This is a genomic window from Actinospica durhamensis (assembly GCF_018139695.1).
Taxonomy (GTDB): Bacteria; Actinomycetota; Actinomycetes; order Streptomycetales; family Catenulisporaceae; genus Actinospica; species Actinospica durhamensis.
This window is the reverse complement of record NZ_JAGSOG010000024.1, coordinates 19004-42676: the sequence shown is the minus strand read 5'-3', so window position 1 is coordinate 42676 and position 23673 is coordinate 19004. Positions and strand designations below refer to the sequence as shown.

At 72.3% G+C, this 23673-nt stretch carries 19 protein-coding genes; 12 read left to right on the top strand and 7 right to left on the bottom strand.

The annotated features are described in order from the left end of the window. Nucleotides 1-296 precede the first annotated feature (296 nt). Entirely contained in the window at nucleotides 297-1934 is a 1638-nt protein-coding gene (locus KDL01_RS08005) for a phospholipase C (RefSeq protein ID WP_307846168.1), read from the top strand. Nucleotides 1935-2020: 86 nt separating this feature from the next. Here KDL01_RS08005 and efeB read toward each other — a convergent pair whose 3' ends face one another. Together efeB and efeU are read right to left on the bottom strand one after the other, a co-directional pair. Next, nucleotides 2021-3283: an iron uptake transporter deferrochelatase/peroxidase subunit gene (gene efeB, locus KDL01_RS08000; RefSeq protein ID WP_438801952.1), complete on the bottom strand. Its 1263-nt coding sequence runs from the start codon at nucleotides 3281-3283 to the stop codon at nucleotides 2021-2023. 206 nt (nucleotides 3284-3489) lie between these two features. Beyond that, nucleotides 3490-5598: an iron uptake transporter permease EfeU gene (gene efeU, locus KDL01_RS07995; protein ID WP_212527722.1), complete on the bottom strand. Its 2109-nt coding sequence runs from the start codon at nucleotides 5596-5598 to the stop codon at nucleotides 3490-3492. A 525-nt stretch (nucleotides 5599-6123) separates the two neighbouring features. On the opposite strand from efeU, the gene KDL01_RS07990 reads away from it, so the two are divergent. From KDL01_RS07990 to KDL01_RS07975, 4 genes are all read left to right on the top strand, one after another. Continuing rightward, the gene (locus tag KDL01_RS07990) at nucleotides 6124-7245 is read left to right on the top strand and encodes a S8 family peptidase (RefSeq protein ID WP_212527721.1); all 1122 of its coding nucleotides are present in this window, start codon (nucleotides 6124-6126) and stop codon (nucleotides 7243-7245) included. Between the two features lie 82 nt (nucleotides 7246-7327). Next, nucleotides 7328-7900, top strand: a complete 573-nt coding sequence (locus tag KDL01_RS07985) for an RNA polymerase sigma factor (protein ID WP_212527720.1) — start codon at nucleotides 7328-7330, stop codon at nucleotides 7898-7900. 39 nt (nucleotides 7901-7939) lie between these two features. Beyond that, nucleotides 7940-8413, top strand: coding sequence for a hypothetical protein (locus KDL01_RS07980; protein ID WP_212527719.1), 474 nt, complete (start codon nucleotides 7940-7942; stop codon nucleotides 8411-8413). A 12-nt stretch (nucleotides 8414-8425) separates the two neighbouring features. Continuing rightward, on the top strand, nucleotides 8426-11071 hold the full coding sequence (locus tag KDL01_RS07975) for a CHAT domain-containing protein (RefSeq protein WP_212527718.1): 2646 nt from the start codon (nucleotides 8426-8428) through the stop codon (nucleotides 11069-11071). 289 nt (nucleotides 11072-11360) lie between these two features. Here KDL01_RS07975 and KDL01_RS07970 read toward each other — a convergent pair whose 3' ends face one another. Further along, entirely contained in the window at nucleotides 11361-12062 is a 702-nt protein-coding gene (locus KDL01_RS07970; RefSeq protein WP_212527717.1) for a M48 metallopeptidase family protein, read from the bottom strand. A gap of 730 nt (nucleotides 12063-12792) precedes the next feature. On the opposite strand from KDL01_RS07970, the gene KDL01_RS07965 reads away from it, so the two are divergent. The 3 genes from KDL01_RS07965 to KDL01_RS07955 all read left to right on the top strand — a co-directional run bounded on the left by KDL01_RS07965 (nucleotide 12793) and on the right by KDL01_RS07955 (nucleotide 15496). Further along, the gene (locus KDL01_RS07965) at nucleotides 12793-12951 is read left to right on the top strand and encodes a DUF5679 domain-containing protein (protein ID WP_169739932.1); all 159 of its coding nucleotides are present in this window, start codon (nucleotides 12793-12795) and stop codon (nucleotides 12949-12951) included. Nucleotides 12952-13058: 107 nt separating this feature from the next. Continuing rightward, the gene (locus tag KDL01_RS07960) at nucleotides 13059-14135 is read left to right on the top strand and encodes a TOMM precursor leader peptide-binding protein (protein WP_212527716.1); all 1077 of its coding nucleotides are present in this window, start codon (nucleotides 13059-13061) and stop codon (nucleotides 14133-14135) included. Between the two features lie 5 nt (nucleotides 14136-14140). Beyond that, nucleotides 14141-15496, top strand: a complete 1356-nt coding sequence (locus KDL01_RS07955; RefSeq protein WP_212527715.1) for an ABC1 kinase family protein — start codon at nucleotides 14141-14143, stop codon at nucleotides 15494-15496. Nucleotides 15497-15628: 132 nt separating this feature from the next. Here the strand turns inward: KDL01_RS07955 and KDL01_RS07950 are convergent, their stop codons facing one another. From KDL01_RS07950 to KDL01_RS07940, 3 genes are all read right to left on the bottom strand, one after another. Continuing rightward, a complete protein-coding gene (locus tag KDL01_RS07950) occupies nucleotides 15629-15850 on the bottom strand; it encodes a hypothetical protein (protein WP_212527714.1) in 222 nt (73 codons plus the stop codon). A 59-nt stretch (nucleotides 15851-15909) separates the two neighbouring features. Then, nucleotides 15910-16269 (bottom strand): WhiB family transcriptional regulator, encoded by a 360-nt coding sequence (locus KDL01_RS07945; RefSeq protein WP_438801951.1) that lies wholly within the window; start codon nucleotides 16267-16269, stop codon nucleotides 15910-15912. Nucleotides 16270-16403: 134 nt separating this feature from the next. After that, on the bottom strand, nucleotides 16404-16772 hold the full coding sequence (locus KDL01_RS07940; protein ID WP_212527713.1) for a hypothetical protein: 369 nt from the start codon (nucleotides 16770-16772) through the stop codon (nucleotides 16404-16406). A 411-nt stretch (nucleotides 16773-17183) separates the two neighbouring features. Here KDL01_RS07940 and KDL01_RS07935 point away from each other — a divergent pair, with 411 nt between their 5' ends. The 4 genes from KDL01_RS07935 (at nucleotide 17184) to KDL01_RS07920 (ending at nucleotide 21325) form a co-directional block, all read left to right on the top strand. Continuing rightward, nucleotides 17184-17912, top strand: a complete 729-nt coding sequence (locus tag KDL01_RS07935; RefSeq protein WP_212527712.1) for a hypothetical protein — start codon at nucleotides 17184-17186, stop codon at nucleotides 17910-17912. A gap of 84 nt (nucleotides 17913-17996) precedes the next feature. Beyond that, complete coding sequence (locus KDL01_RS07930) at nucleotides 17997-19064, top strand: hypothetical protein (protein ID WP_212527711.1); 1068 nt, start codon at nucleotides 17997-17999, stop codon at nucleotides 19062-19064. 10 nt (nucleotides 19065-19074) lie between these two features. After that, on the top strand, nucleotides 19075-20100 hold the full coding sequence (locus KDL01_RS07925; RefSeq protein ID WP_212527710.1) for a hypothetical protein: 1026 nt from the start codon (nucleotides 19075-19077) through the stop codon (nucleotides 20098-20100). Nucleotides 20101-20110: 10 nt separating this feature from the next. Continuing rightward, on the top strand, nucleotides 20111-21325 hold the full coding sequence (locus KDL01_RS07920; protein WP_212527709.1) for a hypothetical protein: 1215 nt from the start codon (nucleotides 20111-20113) through the stop codon (nucleotides 21323-21325). A gap of 18 nt (nucleotides 21326-21343) precedes the next feature. Here the strand turns inward: KDL01_RS07920 and KDL01_RS07915 are convergent, their stop codons facing one another. Then, nucleotides 21344-23614, bottom strand: a complete 2271-nt coding sequence (locus tag KDL01_RS07915; RefSeq protein ID WP_212527708.1) for an ATP-dependent DNA helicase UvrD2 — start codon at nucleotides 23612-23614, stop codon at nucleotides 21344-21346. Nucleotides 23615-23673: the final 59 nt, after the last annotated feature.

Here is a 23673-nt window from a genome sequence, read left to right as displayed (position 1 = left end):
CCCGAGGTCCCGTCGGGCTTGTCCGTGCCCTGATGCCGCAGATGCCGCAGTGGTTGACGCGGTGTCACATCCGTCGCTATGACGTACGGGGGCGCGCCGCACCCGCGCGCTCCCCGTAACCACCTCTTTTCCCGCGCATCGCGTTCCGAGCCGTGTCAGTACACGTGAAATTCACCTGAGAGCCACCTGAGAGCCGTCTCGGACTCCCCGCTGTGTCCTGCGCCGGTACGAGGCTACGGATCCGTAGGCTTCGATTTCCGAATGCCCACTCGAGACATACGGAGGGGTAAACACCCGTGATCCACCCCAAGACCATGCGGCGCACGGCGATCACCGCCGCCGCTGCGGCGGGCGCACTCGGCCTGTCGCTCGCGGTCGCGCAGCCGAGCTTCGGCAGTCAGAACCCGGGCACGATCGCCCCGCAGTCAGGCGGCAGCGTGGTGCTCACCGGCGCGACCGGCGGCACCGCCACCCCGATCAAGCACGTGGTGGTCATCTTCGACGAGAACGTCTCGTTCGACCACTACTTCGGCACCTACCCGGTCGCGGCGAACACGGACGGCACCACCTTCAAGGCCAAGGCGAACACACCGAGCGTCAATGGCCTGACGACCTCGCTGCTGACCGACAACCCGAACGGCTCCAACCCGACCCGGCTGAGCTCCTCCCAGGCGCTCACCTGCGACCAGGACCACTCGGACACCCCGGAGCAGCAGGCCTACGACTACGGTCTGGCCGACAAGTTCCCGCAGTACACCGGTGTGGCCACCTGCGCGTCGCCGGACCAGGGCGTGCCCGGCCTGGTCATGGACTACTACGACGGCAACACGGTCACCGCGCTGTGGAACTACGCGCAGAACTACTCGATGAGCGACGACAACTACGACACCACCTACGGTCCGTCCACCCCGGGCGCGATCAACCTGGTGTCGGGTCAGACCTACGGCGGTGAGGTCGTCAACTCCGCCGGCACCCCGGTCGCCAACTCCTCCGTGGTCGCCTCGCCGAACTCCAGCGAACTCGGCACCGACGTCGCCGACATGGACCCCTACTTCGACGACTGCTCGAAGGTGGGCAACCGGCTGGAGATGACCGGCCAGAACGTCGGCGACCTGCTCAACCAGAAGAACGTCAGCTGGGGCTGGTTCCAGGGCGGCTTCGGTGCCACCACCGCCGCCACCTCCACCACCCCGGCCGTGTGCGGCGCGACGGACACCAACATCGGCGGCGAGACCGTCGCCGACTACAGCGCGCACCACGACCCGTTCCAGTACTACGCCTCGACGGCCAACGTGCACCACACCGCCCCGGCCTCCGAGGCCGAGGTCGGCCACAGCGGCCACGCGAACCACCAGTACGACCTGTCCTACTACTACCAGTCGATCAAGGACGGCAACCTGCCGTCGGTCTCCTTCGTGAAGGCGGCCGAGTACCAGGACGGCCACGCCGGCTACTCGGACCCGACCGACGAGCAGACCGGCCTGGTCAACGAGATCAACGCGATCGAGACCTCGCCGTACTGGAAGGACACCGCGATCGTCATCACCTATGACGACTCCGACGGCTGGTACGACCACCAGGCCCCGCCGAACGTGAACTCCTCGTCCGACCCGGCCGTGGACGCGCTCGACGGCACCGGCCAGTGCGGCTCGAGCGCGCGCACGCCGCTGGCCGGCGAGCAGGACCGCTGCGGCTACGGCCCGCGCATCCCGCTGCTGGTGATCTCGCCCTACGCCAAGTCCAACTACGTCAACCACTCGGTGACCGACCAGACCTCGGTCCTGTCGTTCATCGAGCAGAACTGGAAGACGGGCACGATCACCGGATCGCTGGCCGCCGACGCCGGATCGCTGGACTCGTTCTTCGACTTCAACAAGCACAACGCCGACCGCGTGGTGCTCGACCCGAAGACGGGCGCGGTCCTCAAGGACTAGTCTCGGCGTAAACGCATTACCCTGATTCAAAGGCTCGCCCCCCGCGCTCCGATCTGCGCGGGGGGCGAGTGCTTTCGGCGCGGCCGCTACGCGAACATGCCAGAGCCGTAGTAGTCCGCGGCGTTCTTGACGCCCGGCAGCGCGAAGAAGTAGCCGCCGCCGGTGGGCGAGATGTAGTCGACCAGCGGCTCGTCGATCAGCCGGGTCTGCACCGCCTCGAACTGGCGCAGCACGTCCTGCTGGTAGCAGCAGAAGGCCAGGCCCACGTTCAGGTTCCCGTTCACGTCGAAGCCGCGCTCGTAGTTGTAGCCGCGGCGCAGGATCTGCGAGTCGTAGCTGGACTTGGTGCGCGGGTTGGCCAGCCGGATGTGCGCGTCGAGCGGGATGACGTTGCCCATCGGGTCGTTCGCGTACTCGGGGGTGTCGAACTCGGCCGTGCCGCTCAGCGGCGCACCGGTGTCGCGGCGGCGCCCGATCATCAGCTCCTGCTCGCTCAGCGAGACCCGGTCCCAGAACTCCACCAGCATCCGGATGACCCGGATCACCTGGTAGGAGCCGCCGTCGGCCCAGGACTGCTCGCCGCGCAGGCCGCCGTGCGCCCAGATCAGCGCGTCGGTCGTGGTCTCGTCGGTGACGTCCGGGTTGGCGATGCCGTCCTTGAAGCCGAGCTGGTTGCGCTGGGTGCCGGAGGGGCGCGGCACGGACTGGAAGCCGTCGATCTTCCACATCCCCTGCATCCCGCCGCGGGTGTGCTTGGCGATGTCGCGCAGCGCGTGCATCACCGTGTCCTGATGGTCGGCGCAGATCTGCAGCGAGATGTCGCCGTGCAGCTCGGTGGAGCCGACCATGTCGTCGTTCGGGAAGACCGTCATCGGGGTCAGCCGCACCGGCTTCTTGCCGGCCAGGCCGTAGCGCTCGTCGAAGAGCGAGGAGCCGACGCCGACGGTGATGGTCAGGCCGTCCGCGGGCACCGCGGGGCCGAGCGTGTCGCTGTCCGAGGGCGGCTGGGCCAGACCCAGGTCGGCCGGGGTGCCGCCGGCGGTCAGGAAGCGGGCCCGGGTGGTCAGCGTCCGGAACAGCTCGACCAGGTCGGCCCGGTTCTGCGCGGTGGCGTTGAAGGAGACGAAGGTGGCGAAGTTCTGCGGCTTGGTCAGGATGCCGGCCTGGTGCTCGCCGTGGAACGCGAGGACGCGGCCGGAGCCGGTGGTGCCCGAGTCCCCGTCGTCGGCGAAGGCGACCGTGGCCCCGGCCACCGCGCCGCCCGCCACGGCGACGCCCGCGGCGCCCACCGCGGCCCCGCGCAGGAAGGAGCGGCGGCGCAGCGCGGCCTGCAGCGCCGAGGGATCCACCCCGGCGCCGGAGTAGGGGCAGCTGCCGGCGGCCGCAGCGGCGTCCGGCGCGTCCGGCGTCGCGTCCGGGGCGGCGGACTCGGGCGCGGCGGACCCGGACTCTGACTCGGGCTCGGGGGCGGAGGCGTTCGTGGTCACTGGCGTGTCCGTGTTCTCGGTCGCGGGTTCGGGGGCGGGCTCGGAGTGGGAATCCGGCTGGTGGTCCATCAGGCGGCGGTCCGTTCTTCCAGCAGATCGGGCACGACGGAGAGGCTTTCGAGCAGCTGGCCGAGGTCGGCGTCGACCTTCTGCCGCTGCGCGGTGGTCAGCGAGGCGAGGGAGTCCGGCACGGCGCAGGTGCCGGTGCACGGTCCGGCGTGCAGGGCGGTGAGGTCCTGCTGCACCGTGGCCAGGCCCGCGTCGATCGCGCTCAGCAGCGAGGGGTCGCGGGACTGGATCAGGTCGCTGATGGTCGACAGGACCTGCTGGGTGCCCTGGGTGTTGGCGTAGAGCGTGGCCAGGGTGGTGCCGCTGCCGTAGTCCTGGATCCCGGTGAGCTGGAACTGCAGCGCGTTCTCCAGGATCTCGTGGGTGCGCAGCGGCAGGTCGTTGGCCGGGGTGGTCTGGCCCGGGAAGGCCTTGATCAGACCCTTGATGTCGGTGACGAGGGTGTCGCCGAGCGGGCCGAGCACCGTGGCGGACTGCCCGTGCCACAGGCCGTACTCGATCCGGAAGAAGCCGGTCCAGTCCTTGGTCGCGGTCCCCTGGGCCAGGCCGCTGGCCGAGCCGTTGATCTCCGCGTCGAAGTCGTCGAAGGTGCCGTAGGCGGCGCCGAGGCGCTCGTAGTCCAGGTGCGCCGGCAGCCAGTCCGTCCTGGCCTGGGCCAGGTTCCCGGCCTTGAGGTCGGCGTCGAGGCGCTCGGCGGCGGCCAGCAGCGTCGGCAGGCTGTCCTGGATGTAGCCGCGGTACTGGTAGACCGGGGTCTCCATGTCCTGCTCGGTGACCGGGGCCACGCCCGCCGCCGCCGGGCCCGCGCCGCTGACGTGATACGTCGTCGAGTTGAGCACGGTGCCGTCCACGAAGGAGCAGCGGAAGACGTACGCGCCGGTGCCGAGGCTCACGTTCATCGTCTCGGTGGAGCCGGGGGTGACGTCCGGGTCCTCGCCGTAGACGGCGTTGCTGGTCGGGTTGATCAGGTACACCTCGGCGGTGTTGGCGCCGTTGTTCCTGACCACGAAGCTCTGCGAGCCGCTGGCGGGGCTGGACCAGCCGGTGCCGCAGGCCTTCTCGGTGATGGCGATGTCGGTGGCGGAGGCGGAGTTCGAGGTGCCCATCACCGAGATGGCGCCCACGGCGGCCACCACGGGCACGGTCACGACGGAGGTGTACACGGCCCAACGCGGCATCCGCCGGCTCGGCGACGCGGCCTGGGAGGCGGCCTCGGCCTTGCGGGCCAGCCGGGCGGCCACCGCGGCCTCCTCGGCGGCGTGGCGGTCCTGGCCGGGCGCGGCGGACGCCGGCGCCGCGGCGCGGCGCACCCCGATCACGAACAGCGTCATGGTGGGCACAAGGTAGAGCACGTAGCCGCTCACCTGGAGCCAGGTCATCACCGGAGTGAGGTTGAGCGTGCCGGCGATCAGGGTGGCGTACCAGGAGCCGGCGTCGATGCCGTGCAGGTTCACCGCGTGGGCGGCGTAGCCCGGCACGAGGTTGCCCTCCTGCAGGTCCCCGAGGCCGTAGGCGAACACGCCGGCCGCGATCACGATCAGCACCATGCCGGTGGCGGTGAAGAACTTGGTCAGGTTGATCTTCAGGACCCGGCGGTACAGGCCCCAGCACAGCAGCACCGCGAGCACGATGCCGAGCGAGGCGCCGAGCGCCGGGCCCTTGGCCGTGCCGGCGGACTTGGCCGTGGTCCACAGGAACAGCGAGGTCTCCAGGCCCTCCCGGCCCACCGCGAGGAACGCCGTGAGCACCAGCACCCGCCCGCCGCGCGCGAGCGCCTCGGTCACCCGGGCCTTGAGGTCCCCGGACATGGCCCGCGCGTTGCGCCGCATCCAGAACACCATGGTGGTCACGAAGCACACCGCGAGCAGCGAGAGCACCCCGCCGAAGGCGTCCTGGCCGCCGGCCGGGAGGCTGGCCGAGGTGAAGGTGAGCACCGCGGCGAAGGACAGGCTCAGCGCCAGCGCCGCGGCCACACCGGCCCACACGGCCCCGACGCGGTCCTTGGCTCCGGCCCGAACTAGAGTGGCGATCAGGATGGAGACGACCAGTCCGCCCTCGAGGCCCTCGCGCAGGCCGATCAGGAAACTGGGAAACACGGTGTTCCACATGGGCGGTGGATCACTCCTGTCCTTCAATGCGCGGGGGCATGGCGAGTTATCTTAGGAAAGCCTTACCTTATTCATACACCCTCGAGTCTGACAACAGACGACCGCCCGGTGAATTTCCGGCCCGCACCCCCCGGGAAGCCGGACATACCGGGACGAAAATTCGGGCCGAAAAAAACTTTCCCCGCGATGTATCAGGGGGCCCGTCCCGATGCTCTTATGGATGACCGGATCGGGAAGGGGAGAGCCCGATCCGGTCGACCTGGAGGGGAAAGACCCGGAAAGACCGGGAGGTTCCTGGGGAGGGAGCCCGGTGGGGGTCCGTGGTGGGGGAGACACCGTACCCGCCCGGTGGCCGTGTGGGGGGAGACCTGCGGCCGCCGGGCGGTCGGACGGCGTCTGCCGGAAGCGCGATCCCGTCCGGACATCAGGACGTCACGGGGGTACGGCCTGCGCTCCGGGCGGGATTCGCCCGACGCGGTGCCACAGACGGCTGTGTTAGTACCGGCGTGACCTAGGGAGGAAGTTGTGCGCTCGAACCACAAGGCCCGGATGGACCGGCTGATCGCCCGTCACCCAGATCTCGTGTACGCCGACGGTGCCATGCACCGCCGGGACCAGTTGCTGGTTCCCGCCGACCAGGCCGAAGCGGCCGGGCAGGCGGGCTCCGCGTTCATCGAGCGCGTCGAGGCCTTCGGCGAGATCGGGGTGCACCGGATCCGGTTACGCCCGGAGTCGCGGGTCAACGTGCCCGAATTCGCCGCCCAGCTGCGCGAACGGCACAATCTGAGCGCCACCCCCAACCACATTCTGCGCGGCGAGCCCGAGTACGAGGGCGGCCCCTACAACAGCCCGGCCCCGCACGCCTCGGTCCCGGCGCCGGTATCGACCGGCGAGGGCCGCGTGGTCACCGTCGCGGTGCTGGACACCGGCATCACCCCGCACCCCTGGTTCACCGGAACCGAGTGGTGGCCCGAGGTGACGCCCGAGCAGCTCGACCCGGTCGCCGAGGGCTGCGACTACGAACTCGACGCGCAGTCCGGCCACGGCACCTTCGTGGCCGGCGTGCTGCTGCACAAGGCCCCGAACGCGCGGCTGTGGATCGAACGCGTCCTCGACGATATCGGGGTCTGCGACGAGCTCGGCCTGCTGCACGGCCTGCACCGGGTGCACAAGCGGGAGAAGGCCACCGGGGCGCGGGTCGACATCGTCAACCTCTCGCTCGGCGGCTACGCCCACGCCGACCACCCCTCCCCCGTCGTCGCCGAGGCGCTGCGCCGGTTCGGCGTGCAGACGGTCTTCGTGACCGCGGCCGGCAACAACGGCACCGACCGCCCGTTCTGGCCCGCGGCGCTCAAGGACTGTGTCGCGGTCGGCGCGCGCGCCTCGTTCTCCGACCACGGCTGGTGGGTCGACGCCCACGCGCCCGCGGTGGACGTGGCCGGCCCGTTCCCGACCCGCAACGGCTCGGGTGACATCGAACCCGGATACGCGACCTGGAGCGGCACCTCGTTCGCCGCCCCCCAGGTGGCCGGCGCGATCGCCAGGCTGGCCAACGAGAAGGACATCAGTGCACGTGAGGCGGCCGAGCTGTTGCTGAACACGGCGGACCGGAGCGCCGACCCCGAACTCGGGGTGGAGATCGGGTAACGGTCGGTATGACGCCGAGGCGTGATCTCGCTAGTGTTTCCCACGCGTCCGATACGCGATCGGACGCGTGGGAGCGTGAGACATGCCGTCATTCAGCCCGGAGAGCGCGCAGACCGGTAACGCGCAACCCGGCAACGCGCAGCTGCTGGCCGCCGCCGCCCGCGGGGACCAGACTGCCTGGAACTCGCTCGTGGCACGCTACGGTCGACTGGTGTGGTCGGTGGCCCGCGGCTTCCAGCTCTCACCCGCCGACACCGCGGACCTCAGCCAGACCGCCTGGCTGCGGCTCGTGGAGAACCTGGATTCGATCACCGAACCCGATCGGCTCGGCTCGTGGCTGGCGACCACCACTCGCCGTGAGGCGATACGCCTGCTGCACCGACGCAATCGGGAGATCCCGGCCGAGGAGAACGAGGAACGGTCCGACGAGGGCGCGGACGGCCCCGAGGAACGGCTCCTGGTCGACGACGAGTACCGGCAGCTTCGCGTCGCGATGGCCCAACTGCCGGAACGCTGCCGCAACCTGCTGCGGGTGCTGGCGGCGGACAGCGGGGCGAGTTACGCCCAGCTGTCGGCCGCGGTGGGCCTGCCCATCGGCTCCATCGGGCCGACACGGGCCCGGTGCCTGGAGAAGTTGCGAGCCCAGATGTCCTGAACCCGTGCAACGACGGGGAAGCTTGAGGGGGACGAGGAGATGCCCGGTCACGGATACGCCGACGAGGAGTACGACGACGTACGCCTGCTCGCCGCGTTGAACGACTTGTACGACCACGACGACCCGGTGCCCGAGGGGGTGCTCGAGGCCGCCAGGGACGCGTTCCTGTGGCGCGACTTCGAGGCCGAACTCGCGCGCCTGCTCGAGGAGAATCCGCTGGTGGGACAGCCGACCAGGGCTGCCGGGGACCAGCGCCTGCTCACCTTCGAGGCCGAACACCTCACCTTCGTGGTGGAGGCGACGGAGCTGGCGCACGGACGCAAGCTCGTCGGCCAGGTGGTCCCGGCCGGCCCGCAGGAGCTGTGGCTGGAGAGCGCGAACGGTGTGCGCACCTCGGCCGCCGTGGACGCGCTCGGCCGCTTCTCGCTGGCCCAGCTGCCCGCCGGACTAGCCCGGCTGCGATGTGAGCTGCCAGACGGCACCTGCGTCGTGACTGAATGGGGCGCCATCTGAGAAGCTGACTCAATGACGAAGTCCGCCGCGGCCGCTCCCCCTGCCGACGGCGCGATGCGGCTTTCCGAGGCCGAATCGCTCCTCGATCTCGTCCACACCGATGTGATGCTCGCGCGCACCCGCGCCGAGGCCCTGCTCGCGCCCGGCGTCGGGGACGAGGCGGAGGTGGTGGCGCTGCGGGTGGTGGGCCTGAGCCTGCGGTTCTCCGATCCGCAGCGCGCGAGCGAACAGCTGCGGCAGTCGGCCGCGCTGGCGGGACGGCTGCGCCTGCCGGTGCGCGTCGCCCAGGCCCGCACCTCGCACGTGCCCGTGCTGTCCCAACTCGGCCGGACCCAGGCCGCCCTGCGCGAGGCGGTGCTGGCGGAGGCCGCGCTGCTCGGACCGCGCGACGAGCTGGATCTGGCCCGCCTGCGCGTGAACCACGGACTCGTCCTGCACCGCATCGGCCGCCCGACCGAGGCGCTGACCTGTTTCGGCGCGGCCGAACCGGTCCTGCGCCGGCACGGGGACGTGCGCTGGGAGGTGTTGCTGCGCAACCTGCGCGGCACCCTGCTGGCCTACCGGGGACGGCCGGACGAGGCGATCGAGGACCTGCGCCGCGGCGTCGCCCTGGCCCAGGAGGGCGGGCTCGACGTCATCCTGTGCAGCCTGCAGCAGAATCTCGGCTTCGCCCTGATGCACGTCGGCCGGATCCCGGAGGCGCTGGAACAGATAGCCAGGGCCCTGACCCAGGCCGAGGCGCTCGGGCGCCGGCTCGACAGCGCGCTGGCCGACCGCGCGGAGGTGCTGCTCGCGGCCGGGCTGGCCAGCGAGGCCCTGGAGAACGCGGAGCGGGCCATCACCGGGCACGAATCCACCGGCCGCGCCTACGACGCCGCGGAGTCGCGTCTGGTGGGCGCGCGGGCCGCGTTGGCCGCGGGCGAGTCGGCTCGCGCATCCGAGCTTTCCGCCGCGGCCCGCGAGGCGTTCACCCGGCAGCGCCGGCACGCCTGGGCCACGCTGGCCTGGCAGATGGAGCTCGCGGCCCGGTTCTCCGAGGGCGAGCGCACCCCCGAACTGCTGCGGGACCTGACCCACTGCGTCGCCCGGCTGGAGCGGGCCGGCTGGCTGATCACCCCGCAGCGGGCCAGGCTGCAGGCGGCGCACACGGCCGCGGCGCTGGGCCGGCGGGCGCAGGCGGAGCGGCTGTACGCGCAGATCGCGGCGGAGCGGTTCGGCGGCCTTTCGAACGTCAGGATCCTGGCTTGGGAGGCGGAGGGCGCGCGGCTGCTGCTGCGCGGGGACCGTTCCGGCGCCGGGCGCGCGATGACCAGGGGCCTGAACGTGCTGGCTCAGTACGCGAACACGCTCGGCGCCACCGACCTGCGCGCGGGCGCGGCCTCGCTGGGCACCGACCTGGCCACCGCGGGCCTGCGGCTGAGCGTGGACGGCGGTTCCGCCCGCAGCCTGCTGATCCGCACCGAGCAGTGGCGGGCCGCGTCGATGCGCCGCGCCCCGGTCCGTCCCCGCCAGTCCGGCCGGCTGGCCGAGCTGCTCGGCCGGCTGCGCACGGTCACCAGCCAGGTGAGCGAGGAGGGCCTGGACGGCAAGGACATCAGGCCCCTGCAACGGGAGCGGGGCCGGCTCGAGCAGGAGATCAAGGACCTGGCCCGGCACGCCCCGGGCACGCACGAGGCCCCGGAGTCGCCGCTCGACCTGCGCAAGTTGGCCGACCGGCTCGGCGGCCGGGCGCTGGTGGAGTACGTCCGGCTGGAGGACGACCTGCACGCCGTGGTGCTCGCGGACGGCCGGTGCACCCGTACCCGGATCGGTTCGTACCAGGCGGTGCTGACCGAGCTGGACCAGCTCAGGTTCGCCATGGTCCGGATCGCCTCGAAGCACGGCTCGCCGGCGCTGCTGCGCGGGGCCATGGACGTCTACGACCACGCCAGGACCCGGCTCGACCACGTGCTGCTCGGCGGCCTCGGCCGGGACATCTCAGGGCACGAGCTCGTGCTGGTGCCGACCGGCTCGCTGCACGCGCTGGCCTGGGCCGCGCTGCCCTCGCTGGACAGCAGGGTCCTGACGGTGGCTCCGTCCGCGCGCAGCTGGCTGTCCGCCGAGGAGGTGCCCGAGCGCCCCGGCCACGTCGCGCTCGCCCACGGCCCCGGTCTGCCCCACGCGCAGGCCGAGATCGGCACGCTGGCCGGCCTCTACCCGGAGGCGACCGCGCTGCAGGGCGCATGGGCCGGAGCCGAGGCGGTGGCCGAGTCCTGGGACGGCGCGCGCCTCGCCCACCTGGCCGCGCACGGCCGCTTCCGCCGGGACAACCCGCTCTTCTCCAACCTCGAGCTCGCCGACGGCCCGCTGACCGTGTACGACCTCGAATCGCTGCGCCGGGCGCCGCGCGTGCTGATCCTGAGCGCGTGCGACGCGGCGCTGTCCGGTATCAAGCCGGGTGACGAGCTGATGGGCGTGGCCAGCGCACTGCTGGCGCAGGGCTGCAAGACGCTGATCGCCTCGGTGGCCCCGGTCGCCGACGAGCACACCAGAACCCTGATGCTCGACGTGCACGCCGCCCTCGGCCGCGGCCTGCGCCCGGCCCAGGCCCTCGCCGACGCCCAGGCCGCCCAGGCCAAGGCCGGCGCCCCCGCCTTCATCTGCCTCGGCGCGGGGTGAGCACTGGTTGAACAGGGCAGGCCGCCGTCACAGCAGTTGCAGCGCCCTTACAGCAGCGGGCCGCGCTCCGCGTCCTCGCTGATCGAGGTGAAGTCGGACGGCTCGAGGTGAGAACTGGGACAGGTCGGTTGAGCAGGGCGGGCCGCCGTCACAGCAGCCGCAGCGCCCTTACAGCAGCGGGCCGCGCTCCGCGTCCTCGCCGACCGAGGTGAAGTCGGACGGCTTGACATGGGAGCTGGGACAGGTCGGTTGAGCAGGGCGGGCCGCCGTCACAGCAGCCGCAGCGCTCTTACAGCAGCGGGCCGCGCTCCGCGTCCTCGCTGATCGAGGTGAAGTCGGACGGCTCGAGGTGGGACAGGTCGGTCAGTTCGCCCAGGCCGCCGAGGTCGCCGCACTCGTCGCCGTCCGGGGACGGGCCGGGACCTGGGTCCTGGTGCGCGCCGGGCTCGCGGCGGGTGGCGCCGGCGGCCGCGGCGTAGCCGTCGAGGTAGCCGCGGGCGCGCTCGAGCTTGGGGAAGCCGCGCAGCAGGGCCCAGAAGCCGGCGCCGTGGTTGGGCTCGATCAGGTGCGCGAGCTCGTGCAGCAGCACGTAGTCGATGACGTAGTCGGGCATGCCGCGCAGCCGGTCGGAGAGCCGGATCGAGGCGTCCACCGGTGTGCACGAGCCCCAGCGCGCGCCCTGGTTGGTCACCCAGCGCACGGAGGTCGGCACGGCCCTGCCGCCGAGGTAGCGCGCGGACAGGTCGGCGGCGCGGCGGGCGAGTTCGGCCTCGCCCGGCTTGGTGCGCCGCTCCCGGGAGGCGAGCCGGTCGAGCATGGCCCGCACCCAGCGCTCCTCTTCCCGCGCGGACATCTGCGCCGGGATGAGCACCACGGTCCGGTCTCCCTGCCGGTACGCGGACACCGTGCGGCGGCGGCGCGCGGAACGGCGCACCTCCACCGCGTCCGCGTCATCCACGCCGCGACGGGCAGGGTTCGACTCGGCAGGCATGCAACCCAACGTAGCGGTTCGGAGCGGATTTGGGGCACCGCCTGAGCCAAAGACTTACGAAAACTTGTGCGGCCGGACTCCACCGGACGGGGGATTTCGAAGATTTTCTTCTTTCACAAGGTGACAACGGCCACAACGAGGTTATCCACCGCTGCATCCACATGAAATGCCCGGAGGATCCACATACTTGGGGGGATTGTCCCAAGGTTATCCCCAGGGTTATCCACAGCCGTTCGGCTGGCGCAATTGACTCCGCCGGGGCCTCGGCCGTACCGTCGTCAGCTGAATGCGGGGCTCTCGGAAAACAGCTCGGCCGCCGCGGTGGGCGATCACCGACGGGTCGAGACGTGCGCCTGGGGGCCCCGCAGTGCATTTCCCCGCGGGACGCGGCAGTGCCTTTCCCCGCGGCGCGCGCGGATCGCGCTTTCCGGTGGGTTTCGCCACACTCGCCCACACTCGCCCGCCAATGCGGCCACCCCCGTCACACGGGTTCCCACGTGCCCGCGCGGTCTACCCCCGCCACCCCTTCCCGCCTGCGCTCTTGCGCACACCCGCCCTCCGCTGACCGAGCGGTCGTACAACTCACCCGAACGTGCCAAGACGCGCGGGAGAGCCCGCTTCCGCACGTCCGCGATGCGGGATGAGGCTCCGCTCTCGCGTATGGTGACTCTCGTCCGGGCCCCGAGCGGGGAGCGGGCGCACCAACTGCGAGAAGCACAGGAGGGCCACCATGGCCGAGACATACACGGGTGAGGCGTACTGCGTGAAGTGCAAGGAGAAGCGGCACTTCACCGGCGAGGTCAAGGTCAGCGAGTCGGGCCGGCGCATGGCTCAGGGCACCTGCCCGACCTGCGGCACCAAGGTCAACCGGATCCTGGGCAAGGCCTGATCCGTCGGATGCCGCAGTTCGCGCACCAGCTTTCTCGGCGCGGGCGGGCCGGTCACCCGGGCTTCGACCCGGTCGACCTGCCCGCCCGCGTCCGCGTCTGAGCCCCGGTGCGACCGGTCCTGAAGCCCGGCGTCACCCGGGTCTGGCTCGATCCGGGGCGGCTGCGCCTGGGCCTTGGCTCAGGACGGGAGCGGGTCTACCGGCTCGAACCCCCGCTGCGCCGGCTGCTCGAGGCGTGTGACGGCACCCGCGACCTCGAGGCGCTGCTGGGCTACGGGGAGCGGCTCGGACTCGCCCGCGACCGGGCGCTCGCGCTGATCGACCGGTTCGCGCTGGACGGGGTGCTCGACGACGCGGCCCTGAGCACGCCGGAGCTGGCCCGGATGGGCGTGGCCGAGCGCGGCAGGCTCGGGCCGCTGGTCGCGGCGCTCGGCCTGCGCCATCCGCTGCCGGGCGGCGGGGCCCGCGCGCTGGAGCGGCGGGTGCAGCGGCAGGTGGCCGTGCACGGACTCGGGCTGGTCGGCGCGCAGGTGGCCCGGCAGCTGGCCGCGGCCGGGATCGGGGTGGTGCGGCCGGTGGACCCGGCCCCGGTCGAGCCCGCGGACACCGCGCCCGGCGCGCTGGCCCCGGCGGAAGTGGGCCAGCGGCGCCAGGACGCGGTCGGGCGCGCGATCCTCGCCTTCACCCCCTCGGTGCGCACGGCGCCCTCGCACCACCACCGTCCGCCGGATCTGGCCGTGATCGCACCGGCCGAACAGGACCCGGCCGAGCTGATCGAGGAACTGGCCGGACAGTCCATCCCCTACCTGTTGATCCGAATGGGTGAAGACGAGGCGATGGTCGGTCCGCTGGTCCTGCCCGGCCGCACGCCGTGCGCGCGCTGCGCCGAGGAGCAGCTGGCCGAGTCGGAGCCGGACGCCGCGCGGGCCTTCGCGCAGCCGCCCGGCCCGCCGCCGAACGGGCACGTCCCGCCCCGTGACGCCGCGTTGGCCCTGCTCGCCGCGGCATACGGAGTACTGCACGCGCTGGCCTTCCTGGACGGGCCCGATCCGGGGGTGCTCGGCTCGGTGCTGCGCTTCAGCGCCGGCGATCCGACCGCCCGGCGCATCCCCGTCGCGGCACACCGAAACTGCCGTTGCGGAGCCTCCCCTGGCGTCCTTGTCGGCATCGACCTGCTTGAATAGGCCGTATGAGTGATTTGCCGCGCAATGCCGTCGCTCGCACCGCCAAGCTGGCGACGCTGCCGATAGGGCTGGCCGGACGCGCCACGCTGGGTCTGGGTAAGCGAGTGGTCGGCGCCCCGGCCGCGGCCGTCGCCAACGAGGTACAGCAGCGCACCGCCGAACAGCTCTTCCGCGTCCTCGGGGAGCTCAAGGGCGGGGCCATGAAGGTCGGCCAGGCGCTGTCCGTGTTCGAGGCCGCGCTGCCGGAGGAACTGGCCGGGCCGTACCGCGGCGCGCTGACCAAGCTGCAGGAGAGCGCCCCGTCGCTGCCCGCCTCGACCGTGCACAAGGTGATGGCCGAGTCCTTCGGCGCGGACTGGCGCGAGCTGTTCATCTCCTTCTCCGACGCCCCGGCCGCGGCCGCCTCGATCGGCCAGGTGCACCGGGCCGTGTGGGCGGACGGGCGCGACGTGGCGGTCAAGGTGCAGTACCCGGGCGCGGGCAAGGCGCTGGTGAGCGACCTCAACCAGCTCGGCCGCATCTCCCGGCTGTTCACCGTGCTGGTGCCCGGCGTGGACATCAAGCCGCTGATCACCGAGCTGAAGGAGCGGGTGGCCGAGGAGCTCGACTACGCGGCCGAGGCGGAAAACCAGCGCCGCTACGCCGAGGGCTACGCCAAGGACCCGGACATCGTCATCCCCGACGTGGTGGCCCAGCAGGGCACCGTGCTGGTGACCGAGTGGCTCGAGGGCACGCCGCTTTCCAAGATCATCGCCGAGGGCGGCGCGGACCAGCGCAACCGGGCCGGACAGCTGCTGCTCGGCTTCCTCTACTCCGGTCCCGAGCGGGTCGGACTGCTGCACGGCGACCCGCACCCGGGCAACTTCCGGCTGCTGCCCCCGTCCCCGGCCGCGGACCAGAACGCGGCCGGCGAGCAGGGGCCGTGGCGCCTCGGCGTGCTCGACTTCGGCGCGGTCAACCGGCTGCCGGACGGAATGCCGCCGGCCATCGGGACCGCCGTGCGGTTCGCGCTGCAGGACGACGCGGAGAAGGTGGCCGAGATCCTGGCCGCCGAGGGCTTCGTGCGCCCGGGCGTGCGGATGGAGCCGCAGGAGGCGCTGGACTACCTCGCCCCGCTGCTCGACCCGCTGCGCGAGGAGACCTTCACCTACAGCCGGGCCTGGCTGCGCGACCAGGGCGCGCACCTGTCCAACCGGGGCAATCCGGCCGCCTCGGTGGGCCGCCGGTTCAACCTGCCGCCGGCCTACATGCTCATCCACCGGGTGAGCCTGGGCGCGCTCGGCATCCTGTGCCAGCTCGGCTCCACCTTCGCCGTGCGCGAGGTGCTCGGCCCCTGCCTGCCCGGCTTCGAAGAGTCCTGAAAACCCGGCCTGCCCGGCCCGGATCCGGAGCGTGCGCTCCAGGCCCGGGACCGGGCAGGGGGTGTTGGTGCTCGAAGTTCACGTACTCGCCGGGACCCGGCGCGGCGTCAGGCCGCGCCGGATCACGCCCGACTAGCCGAGCAGGCGGCCGGCCAGCGAACGGCGCGCGCGCAGCGCCGCGCGCCTGAGGCGTTGAGCCTCCGCTTGTCGTAACCGCTCTTGGTGCATGTCCTTGGCGATGTTCGCGTAGTGCGGCTGGTAGTGCATGGTGAGGGAGCTCCCTGCGGTGGGTTCGATGAGGTCTCGGCGTTCGGCGCGGGCGCCGCGATTCGGAAGGATCAGCGTCTGGGACATCGGTCTCTCGGTTTCCTGTATCTCGAAGTAGGGACGGGGGAGGATGCGTCGGGTGTGGCTCAGGCCACGACGGCGACGTCGACCTTGCGCGGACGGCCGCGCGGCCGCTTGCGGGCGACGATCACGCCCTGGACGAACAGTTCACCGCCCCACACGCCCCACGGCTCCTTGCGCTCGAGGGCGCCCTGGAGGCATGCGTCGCGGACGGGGCAGTCGGTACAAACCGCCTTGGCGAGCTCGACGTCGGCCGGGGACTCGGCGAAGAAGAGCTCGGGCTCGACGCTGCGGCAGGGCAGGTCGTCGAGGGCGGAGGTGGGTTCGAAGACGGTCAGCTGCATCGCTGGCTCCTTCTGAGGGCTCGGGACTACGGCGGGGCTGGTCGTGCGCTCGGTCTGCTCCTGGTCGGGGCGCTCGATCATCACGGTGTCGGTGTCCTTGTCGTGTCGTTGGCCCGCGCCTTGCCCGATCTCCGGCATGTGCCGGGGAACGAATGAGGCCGCGGATCCCGGTTATCGGGTTCCGCGGCCTGGAGGGCTACTGCGCTGACGTGGTGTCAGTGCGGTGGTCTCCAGGTACGGGTTTCCCGACGGCTGGTCAGGTAGTACTGGTCCTGCGGGTCCTGCTCGATGGTGCGGGTGGGGGCTCCGATGCCGGCCTGGGCGGCGGTGGCGATTCCGAGTCCGAATCCGGTCATCTGCCGGTGCCATCCGCCCTTGCCGCCCGCCAGACGCTCGCTCGCCACCGGACGCACTGCGGCCACGGAACCGAAGCCGGCCGGAACGGCGGCGACGGACGGGGCGGCAGCGACCGACCGGAATGAGACGGGTGCCATGACGAGAGCCGAGGGCGCGAAGGCGCGCGGGCGCGGGCAGGCGGCGAGGATCGCGGCCTGCTCATCAGTGACCTGATTACGCGTCAGCATTTGATTTCTCTCGCCTCCTGTCTTCACTAGGCCGGTTCCGGGGGCGAACCGGAATCGACGCTGTTTCGCGGGACCGACCCGTCCCGCGGTTGCGAGTCAGAGGCTAGAACCTCGTCCTGCAGACTCGCAAACGATTTTTGACCTGCGGTGTTGTGGAAAGCCCCCGGTTTGCTTTGCGCATCCGCGGTTTGGATGCTCCCCACACCAGTACCCACGGTTTCCCTTCAGGTACGGTGACCATCCTGTCATGGGCACTGGGTCATGTCACCCCCTGCACGCGATTTTCCTGGGCCCGCGCCGGACACGATCCGGTAAAGCGCCCCCTGGACTCCGGTACACGCCAGTCCTATCGTCATCCCGACGATCTCGCCGAGGTCGACCCAAGAGGTGAATACCAGGGGTGGGTGAGCGATGAGCAGGCGTGAAACGGGCGCGGCCGAGGAACCCGAGGACCTGCTGTGCCTCGAGGAGCGGCCCGAGTCCGACGAGTACGAGGTCGATGGGGTCGAGTGGCTCGAGGACGAGGCCGAACTCGCCTCCCGGGGTTCCGCCCTGCCCGCGCCGACCACGCGCAACCGCCTGGCCTCGCTGCTGCTGGTCGGCGCGGTGCTCGCGGCCACGGCACTCGGCGCGAACCGTGTCTACCACCGGGATCTGACGGCCCAGACGGTGGCCGAGGCCTCGACCGACACCCTGGTCCTGGCGGCCCCGGCGCACGGCGGGGTGAGCCTGCCCGGCCTCGTCGAGGGCGTGAAGGGTGCGCGGTACGCGACGGGCACGGGCTCGGCGACGCAGCAGCCTGGCGAGCCCCGTGCCGCGGTCGCGGTCGCGCTGGTCAACCGCAGCCCGGGTCCGGTCACGCTGCTGCCGGGCGCGGTCCTGCTCGGGGTGGGCCTGAGCGGTTCGAGCCTCGGCGGGAGCTCGGCGCTCGTGCTCGCGCCGGGTCAGTCCACCGTGCTGCGCGGGTTCGTGACCGCCGACTGCGCCGCCGGCCGGCCGGAGCGCGACGCGGTGGCCGAGACCAGCCTGATGATCAGCGCACGTACGTCCGGCGGCGGGCTGGGCGTGGGCACGGTCTCCCTCGGCTCGGCCGGCGGCTCGGTGCGCGACCGCATCTGCCTCGCGCTCGGCGAGGGCTGAGGCCCGCCCGGGCTCCGTGTCATCGCGCCCGCCGTCGGGCACAATGTCAGTGACCTGATCGAATCCGGCGTGGAGGTGGGTGGGTTGTCCGGGACGGAGCCGGTCGAGTTCCTCGAGCCCGACGAGGGCGAGGAGGTCGACTGGCTGGAGGAGGATCCGCTCGGAGCGGCGCCGTCGCGGCTGACCCTGACGACCCGGCACCGGGCCGCGGTCTCGCTGCTGACGCTGGCCGCGCTGCTGGCGGCGGGGGTGGGCACGGCCGACCGGGTCTACCGGCACGACCAGGCGCTCGAGCTGGCCGCGAGCGCGCTGGTGCTGACCCAGCCGGCCGGCGCGGCCGGGGTGAGCCTGCCCACGATCGCGGTCCTCGGCGTCGGGACCTCGTGGACCTGGCGGCCGGACACCGACGTGCAGATCACGCTGGTCAACCGCGGCCCCGACCCGGTGACGCTGCTGCCCGGCGACACGCTGGCGAGCCTGAGCCAGATCGACGGCGTGGCCCGGCTCGACCCGGTGGGCACCGCGACGCTGCAGCCGGGCCAGACCGGCCGGCTCGAGGGCGTGGCCGTGGCGCAGTGCAACGAGGACGACCCGAACGCGCTGCTCACCCTCACCGTCCGGGCGCGCACGGCGAGCGGCTCGGTGGGCCTGACCTCGCTGGAGCTCAGCCACTCCGCGACCGAGGGCACGCTGGCCGAACAGGCCTGCCAGGCCGAGGCGCCGAAGATGGCCGCGTGGACCCCGGCCGCGAGCACGGACGCCCGGGCGCACACCTTCACCCTGAGCATGTCCGTCACCTCGCAGGCCGACGTTCCGCTGACCTTGGGCTCCGGGCAGGAGTACTACAACGTCTACCCGGCCGGGACCTTCATGGGCAGTGACGTCTCGCCCTCGCTGCCCGGCATCGTGCTCGACGCGCCGATCTACAGCGGCGACGAGAGCGACACGGCTCAGCTCGCCCCGGGCCGGCGGCTGACGGCGTCCTACACCGTGCACGTCGCCCGCTGCCCGGCGACGGGGCCGATACCGGATCAGGGTTGGAAGGTGGAGCTGTTCACGCAGCTCTCGGTGGACGCCAGCTTCGCCTCGACCCGCCAGTACACCGTGGACCTCAGCTCCCTGGTGGCCGCGGCGTGCGGACTGCCCGACTGAGGGCGGCGCGATGGACGAGCCGCAGGAGGAAGCCGAGTTCCTCGAGTCACGCGCGGACGGGCCTCGGGGACCGTTCGGCATCCGATTCGACGCGTGGATAGGCGCGTACTCGGGCGAGCGGTGGCGGCGGCCGGCCGCGTTCGTCCTCGTGCTCGGGCTGTGTGTGGGCGCGACGGCCCTCGCGGGGGTCGGCGCGTATCGGCGGGACCTGGCCGCCGATCGGGCCGCAGCCGCGCTGATCCTGCGTCAGGAGACGATCGGCGACCCGGTGAGCCTGCCCGACGCCGCGTCACTCGGCCCCGTCGGCAGCTGGAGCGCGGAGCCGAGCGCGACCGCCGAGGTCGACCTGGTCAATCTGGGCCCTGACGCGGTCACCCTGCTGCCGGGCGACGTGCTGCGCGGCCCGGGCGTGACCGCGGGCAGCCTGTCCCCCGGCGGCTCCGGGCGGCTGAGCCCCGGTCAGATCGCCCGGCTGGTCGGCACCGTGTGGGTGGACTGCCGTCAGACGCCCGCGACCACATCGCCGTCGCCGCCGGTGACGACGCTGCTGGTCCGGGCCAGGCTCGCGAACAGCCGGGTCGGCACCACGCCGATCGGGCTGAACGCCGGCGGCGAGTCCGTGCGCGACCAGATCTGCCTGCGGCAGGGCGAGGCGGTGGTGTCCGCGAGCTTCCCCCAGTCCGCCGACCCGGCGCACCACACGTTCACGCTCGCGCTGACGGCTCGTTCGCTCGCCGACACTCCGCTGCAGTACACCTTGACCTTGCGCTACGCGCCCTCGGCAGCACTGTCTCAGGGGGCTAAGCTGGGAGGACCGGACCCGGTCGGGAGCGTGAGCGGGGCGCTCGCACCCGGCGGCACACTGTCCGGGGGTTTCGTCGTTCCGGTGACGCACTGCCCGATCGCCCTGCTCGAGGAGAACGCGGACGTGGATCTTCAACTCACCGCGCTGGACGCCGGTAAGCCGGTGCTGCTGCGCGCGGATTCCTTCGACCTGTCCACGCTCCTCGCCGCGGCCTGCGGCCGGATCCGCTAGGCGCCCCGCCGTGACCGCACAGTTCGACGACGGAGTGGAATTCCTCGACCTGGACGAGGACGGGGACGCGATCGACTGGCTCGAGGAGTCGGCCGGCGAGGACGGGGTGCAGGGCGGGCGCGATCCGCGCCGGCTGCCCCCGCACGCCGCGCGCGGCCGGCTGCTGGCCTCGGTCCTCTCGCTCGCCTTGATGCTCGGCTCGCTCGGCGCCGCCGGGAGCACCGCGTACCACCGGCACCAGACCGACGTGCGGGTGGCGGACACGCTCAAGCTCACCGCGGCCTCCGCGGCGCCGTTCATCCCGAACCTGACCCAGCTGGCCTTCGTCACGACCTGGCACGCGCATCCGACCGAGCAGGTGCTGGTGCCGGTGGTGAACAAGGGCCCGGACACCGTCACCCTGATGGACGGCGAGCTGACCGAGGCGGGGCTGGCCGGGGTCACCGCGTTCAAGCCGGTCGGGAACGCGGCCGTCCCGCCCGGGGGCACCGGGGAACTGGCCGGCGTGGTGACGGCGGACTGCACCACCGAACTGGACTCCGCGCTCCTGGTGCTCACGGCCGAACCGAATCAGACCTCGCCGAGCGGCGGCTTCCAGATCACCGGCCCGGGCCAGCTCGGCGGCCTGTCCGTGGTCTCCCCCGGCGGCGACGGATCCCAGACCGGCACCGGCGGCAGCCAGTTCGACTTCGGCGGCACCGCGCCGCAGAGCACACGGGTGCACCTGGGCGCTCTGGTGGTACGCGCCCGCGCCGCGGGCGGCCGGGTCGGCGATGAGACGATCTATCCGGAGACCGGCCTGAACACCACGGCCGCCCGGATCTGCACGCAGCAGGGCGAGAACGTCGCGAACGTCGCGGGCCCGCGGGCCACGGCCGACCCGGCCACGCACGTCATCACGGTGAGCCTGACCGCGACCTCGGTCGCCGACGTCGCGCTGGACTACCACGCGGACGCCGAGTTCAGCACGATCCCGGAGGCGCCCGGCCTCGTGCTGCCGGACACGCTCAGCGCCACCGCGCCGGTCTCCGGCACGGTGACGCCCGGCGGCAAGGTCACGCTCGGCTTCCAGGTGCAGATCACGCACTGCCCCGGTTCGAGCACCCCGGCGGACGAGAACATCCTGTTCAACCTGATGTTCCTGCTCGACGGCCGGCTCGTGTCGATGCAGAGTTACACCTCGTCCGTGCAGCCGCTCATCTCCAAGGCCTGCGGCCTCGGCTGAGCGGGCGCGCGGCTCGGGCTATCGGTCCTGCGTGTCGTCCTGCGCGGGCTCCTCGGATTCGGGCGGCAGCTGCGACTCCTCGCCCGCATCGCCGCCCGTATCGCCGCTCGGGCTGCTCGAGCCGCTCGGGGATCCGAGGATGGTCAGCACCTCGGCGGCGTATCGGTCGAGCTTGGCCGTGCCCACCCCGGGGATCCGGGCCAGCGCGCCGCGGTCGGCCGGCCTGCCCTCGGCGATCGCGGTGAGAGTGGCGTCGGTGAAGACGCAGTAGGCGGGCAGCGACTGGGCCGTGGCCTGCTCCGCCCGCCACTCGCGCAGCCGCTGGTAGAGGGCCTGGTCCAGGTCTGACGGACAGTCGGCGCAGCGTCCGAGCTTGCGGTCCACCGCCTCGATCAGGGCCTTGCCGCACACCCGGCAGCGCACCGGGCCCGAGCGCTTGGACTTGACCTGCTCCTGCCCGGGCCGGCCGGAACCGCGCCGCAGCACTCCGCCGCCGGCGCTCTCGGCCCGCGCCTGCTGCGCCTCCTTGACCGCGTCGAGGAACCGGGAGGGCCGACGCGAGGCCCGGCCGCCCGGTGCGCGGGCCAGCGCCCAGGACAGCGCCAGGTGCTCGCGGGCCCGGGTGACCCCGACGTACAGCAGCCGGCGCTCCTCCTCGACCTGCTCGTCCGTCTCCGCGTAGGTGATCGGGAGCAGACCCTCCGTCAGGCCGACCAGGTGCACCGCGTCCCACTCGAGGCCCTTGGCCGAGTGCAGCGAGGCGAGCGTGACGCCGTCGACCACGGGCGCGTGCTGCAGCGCGGCCCGCTCCTCGAGTTCGTGCACGAACTCGGGCAGGCCCGCCCGCGGATGCGTGTTCTGGTACTCCTCGGCCAGGGCGGCCAGCGCGGCCAGCGACTCCCAGACCTCGCGGGCCCGGCCGGAGCCGGCCGGAGCGGTGGGCGTCCAGCCGTTGCCGGAGAGCACCGCCCGCACGGCCGCGGCCAGGCCGCCCGACTCCCCGTCGGCGCCCGCGCCGAGCTGCACCCCGGTCGACTCCGCGCCCTCGGATCCGCGCGCGGCGCCGCGCATGAACAGCACCGACTGGCGCACCTCGGGCCGGTCGAAGAAGCGCTCGATCCCGCGCACCACGTAGGGCAGGCCGCGGTCGGCCAGCGCCTGCTCGTAGACCTCGGACTGCGCGTTGATCCGGAACAGCACCGCGATCTCGGCCGGGCGCACCCCGGAATCGATCAGCCCCTTGATGCTCTCGGCCACGCCCTCGGCCTCGGCCGCCTCGTCCGGGAACTCGGTGTAGCGCACGGCCGGGCCGGGCGGGCGCTGGGCCACCAGCTCGAGCCTGGCCCGCGCCGCGCGGCGCCCGGACGGGGTGTCCTGCGGGATCGCGCCGAGCAGCGCGTTGGCCACGCCCACCACCTGCGGGGTGGAGCGGTAGTCGCGCACCAGCCGGATCACGGTCGCGTCGGCGTGGCGCTCCGGGAAGCCCAACAGGTACTCGGGGCTCGCGCCGGTGAAGGAGTAGATGGTCTGGCTTGCGTCGCCCACCACGCACAGCGACTCGCGCTGGCCGAGCCACTGCTCGAGCAGCCGCTGCTGGAGCGGGTTGACGTCCTGGTACTCGTCCACCACGAAGTGCCGGTACTGCGAGCGCACCCGGTCGACGATCTCCGGCCGGGACTCGAGCACGCCGATGGTCAGCAGCAGCACGTCCTCGAAGTCGATGAAGCCGCGTTCCCGCTTGTGCTGTTCGTAGGCCGCGTAGACCCGGCTGACCTCGGTCGGCTCGCGCGGCGGCACCCGCTGCGCCTTGGCCACCGCGGCGGCGTAGTCGTCCGGCGCGGTCTGGGTGGACTTGCACCACTCGATCTCGGAGGCCAGGTCGCGCAGCGCGGTGCGGTCGGTCTTGATCCGGCAGGCCGAGGCGGCCTCGGCCACCAGCGGGATCTTGGACTCGGCGATCCGCGGCGGCGGGCCGCCGACCGTCTGCGGCCAGAAGTACTGCAGCTGCCGCAGCGCGGCGGAGTGGAACGTGCGCGCCTGCACCGCGCCGGCCCCGAGGCCGCGCAGCCGCCCGCGCATCTCCCCCGCCGCGCGGGCGGTGAAGGTGACGGCGAGCACCTGGGAGGGCTGGTAGACCCCCGCGGCCACCCCGTACGCGATGCGGTGGGTGATCGCCCTGGTCTTGCCGGTCCCGGCGCCCGCGAGTACGCAGACCGGACCGTGCAGCGCGCGCGCGACCTCGCGCTGCTCACGGTCCAGTCCGGACAGCAGCTCGTCGGGATCAGTCATGCCCCGATTCTTCCAGGCGGGTCCGACAGTCGTGGGCGTACGGGAAGAATCGCGCCACA

Excerpts from the sequence above, each read along its gene's own strand:
- efeU (WP_212527722.1), bottom strand. The coding sequence starts at position 5,598 with ATGTGGAACACCGTGTTTCCCAGTTTCCTGATCGGCCTGCGCGAGGGC.
- KDL01_RS07985 (WP_212527720.1), top strand. The coding sequence starts at position 7,328 with ATGCCGTCATTCAGCCCGGAGAGCGCGCAGACCGGTAACGCGCAACCC.
- KDL01_RS07980 (WP_212527719.1), top strand. The coding sequence starts at position 7,940 with ATGCCCGGTCACGGATACGCCGACGAGGAGTACGACGACGTACGCCTG.
- KDL01_RS07975 (WP_212527718.1), top strand. The coding sequence starts at position 8,426 with ATGACGAAGTCCGCCGCGGCCGCTCCCCCTGCCGACGGCGCGATGCGG.
- KDL01_RS07970 (WP_212527717.1), bottom strand. The coding sequence starts at position 12,062 with ATGCCTGCCGAGTCGAACCCTGCCCGTCGCGGCGTGGATGACGCGGAC.
- KDL01_RS07965 (WP_169739932.1), top strand. The coding sequence starts at position 12,793 with ATGGCCGAGACATACACGGGTGAGGCGTACTGCGTGAAGTGCAAGGAG.
- KDL01_RS07955 (WP_212527715.1), top strand. The coding sequence starts at position 14,141 with ATGAGTGATTTGCCGCGCAATGCCGTCGCTCGCACCGCCAAGCTGGCG.
- KDL01_RS07950 (WP_212527714.1), bottom strand. The coding sequence starts at position 15,850 with ATGTCCCAGACGCTGATCCTTCCGAATCGCGGCGCCCGCGCCGAACGC.
- KDL01_RS07945 (WP_438801951.1), bottom strand. The coding sequence starts at position 16,269 with ATGATCGAGCGCCCCGACCAGGAGCAGACCGAGCGCACGACCAGCCCC.
- KDL01_RS07940 (WP_212527713.1), bottom strand. The coding sequence starts at position 16,772 with ATGCTGACGCGTAATCAGGTCACTGATGAGCAGGCCGCGATCCTCGCC.
- KDL01_RS07935 (WP_212527712.1), top strand. The coding sequence starts at position 17,184 with ATGAGCAGGCGTGAAACGGGCGCGGCCGAGGAACCCGAGGACCTGCTG.
- KDL01_RS07925 (WP_212527710.1), top strand. The coding sequence starts at position 19,075 with ATGGACGAGCCGCAGGAGGAAGCCGAGTTCCTCGAGTCACGCGCGGAC.
- KDL01_RS07915 (WP_212527708.1), bottom strand. The coding sequence starts at position 23,614 with ATGACTGATCCCGACGAGCTGCTGTCCGGACTGGACCGTGAGCAGCGC.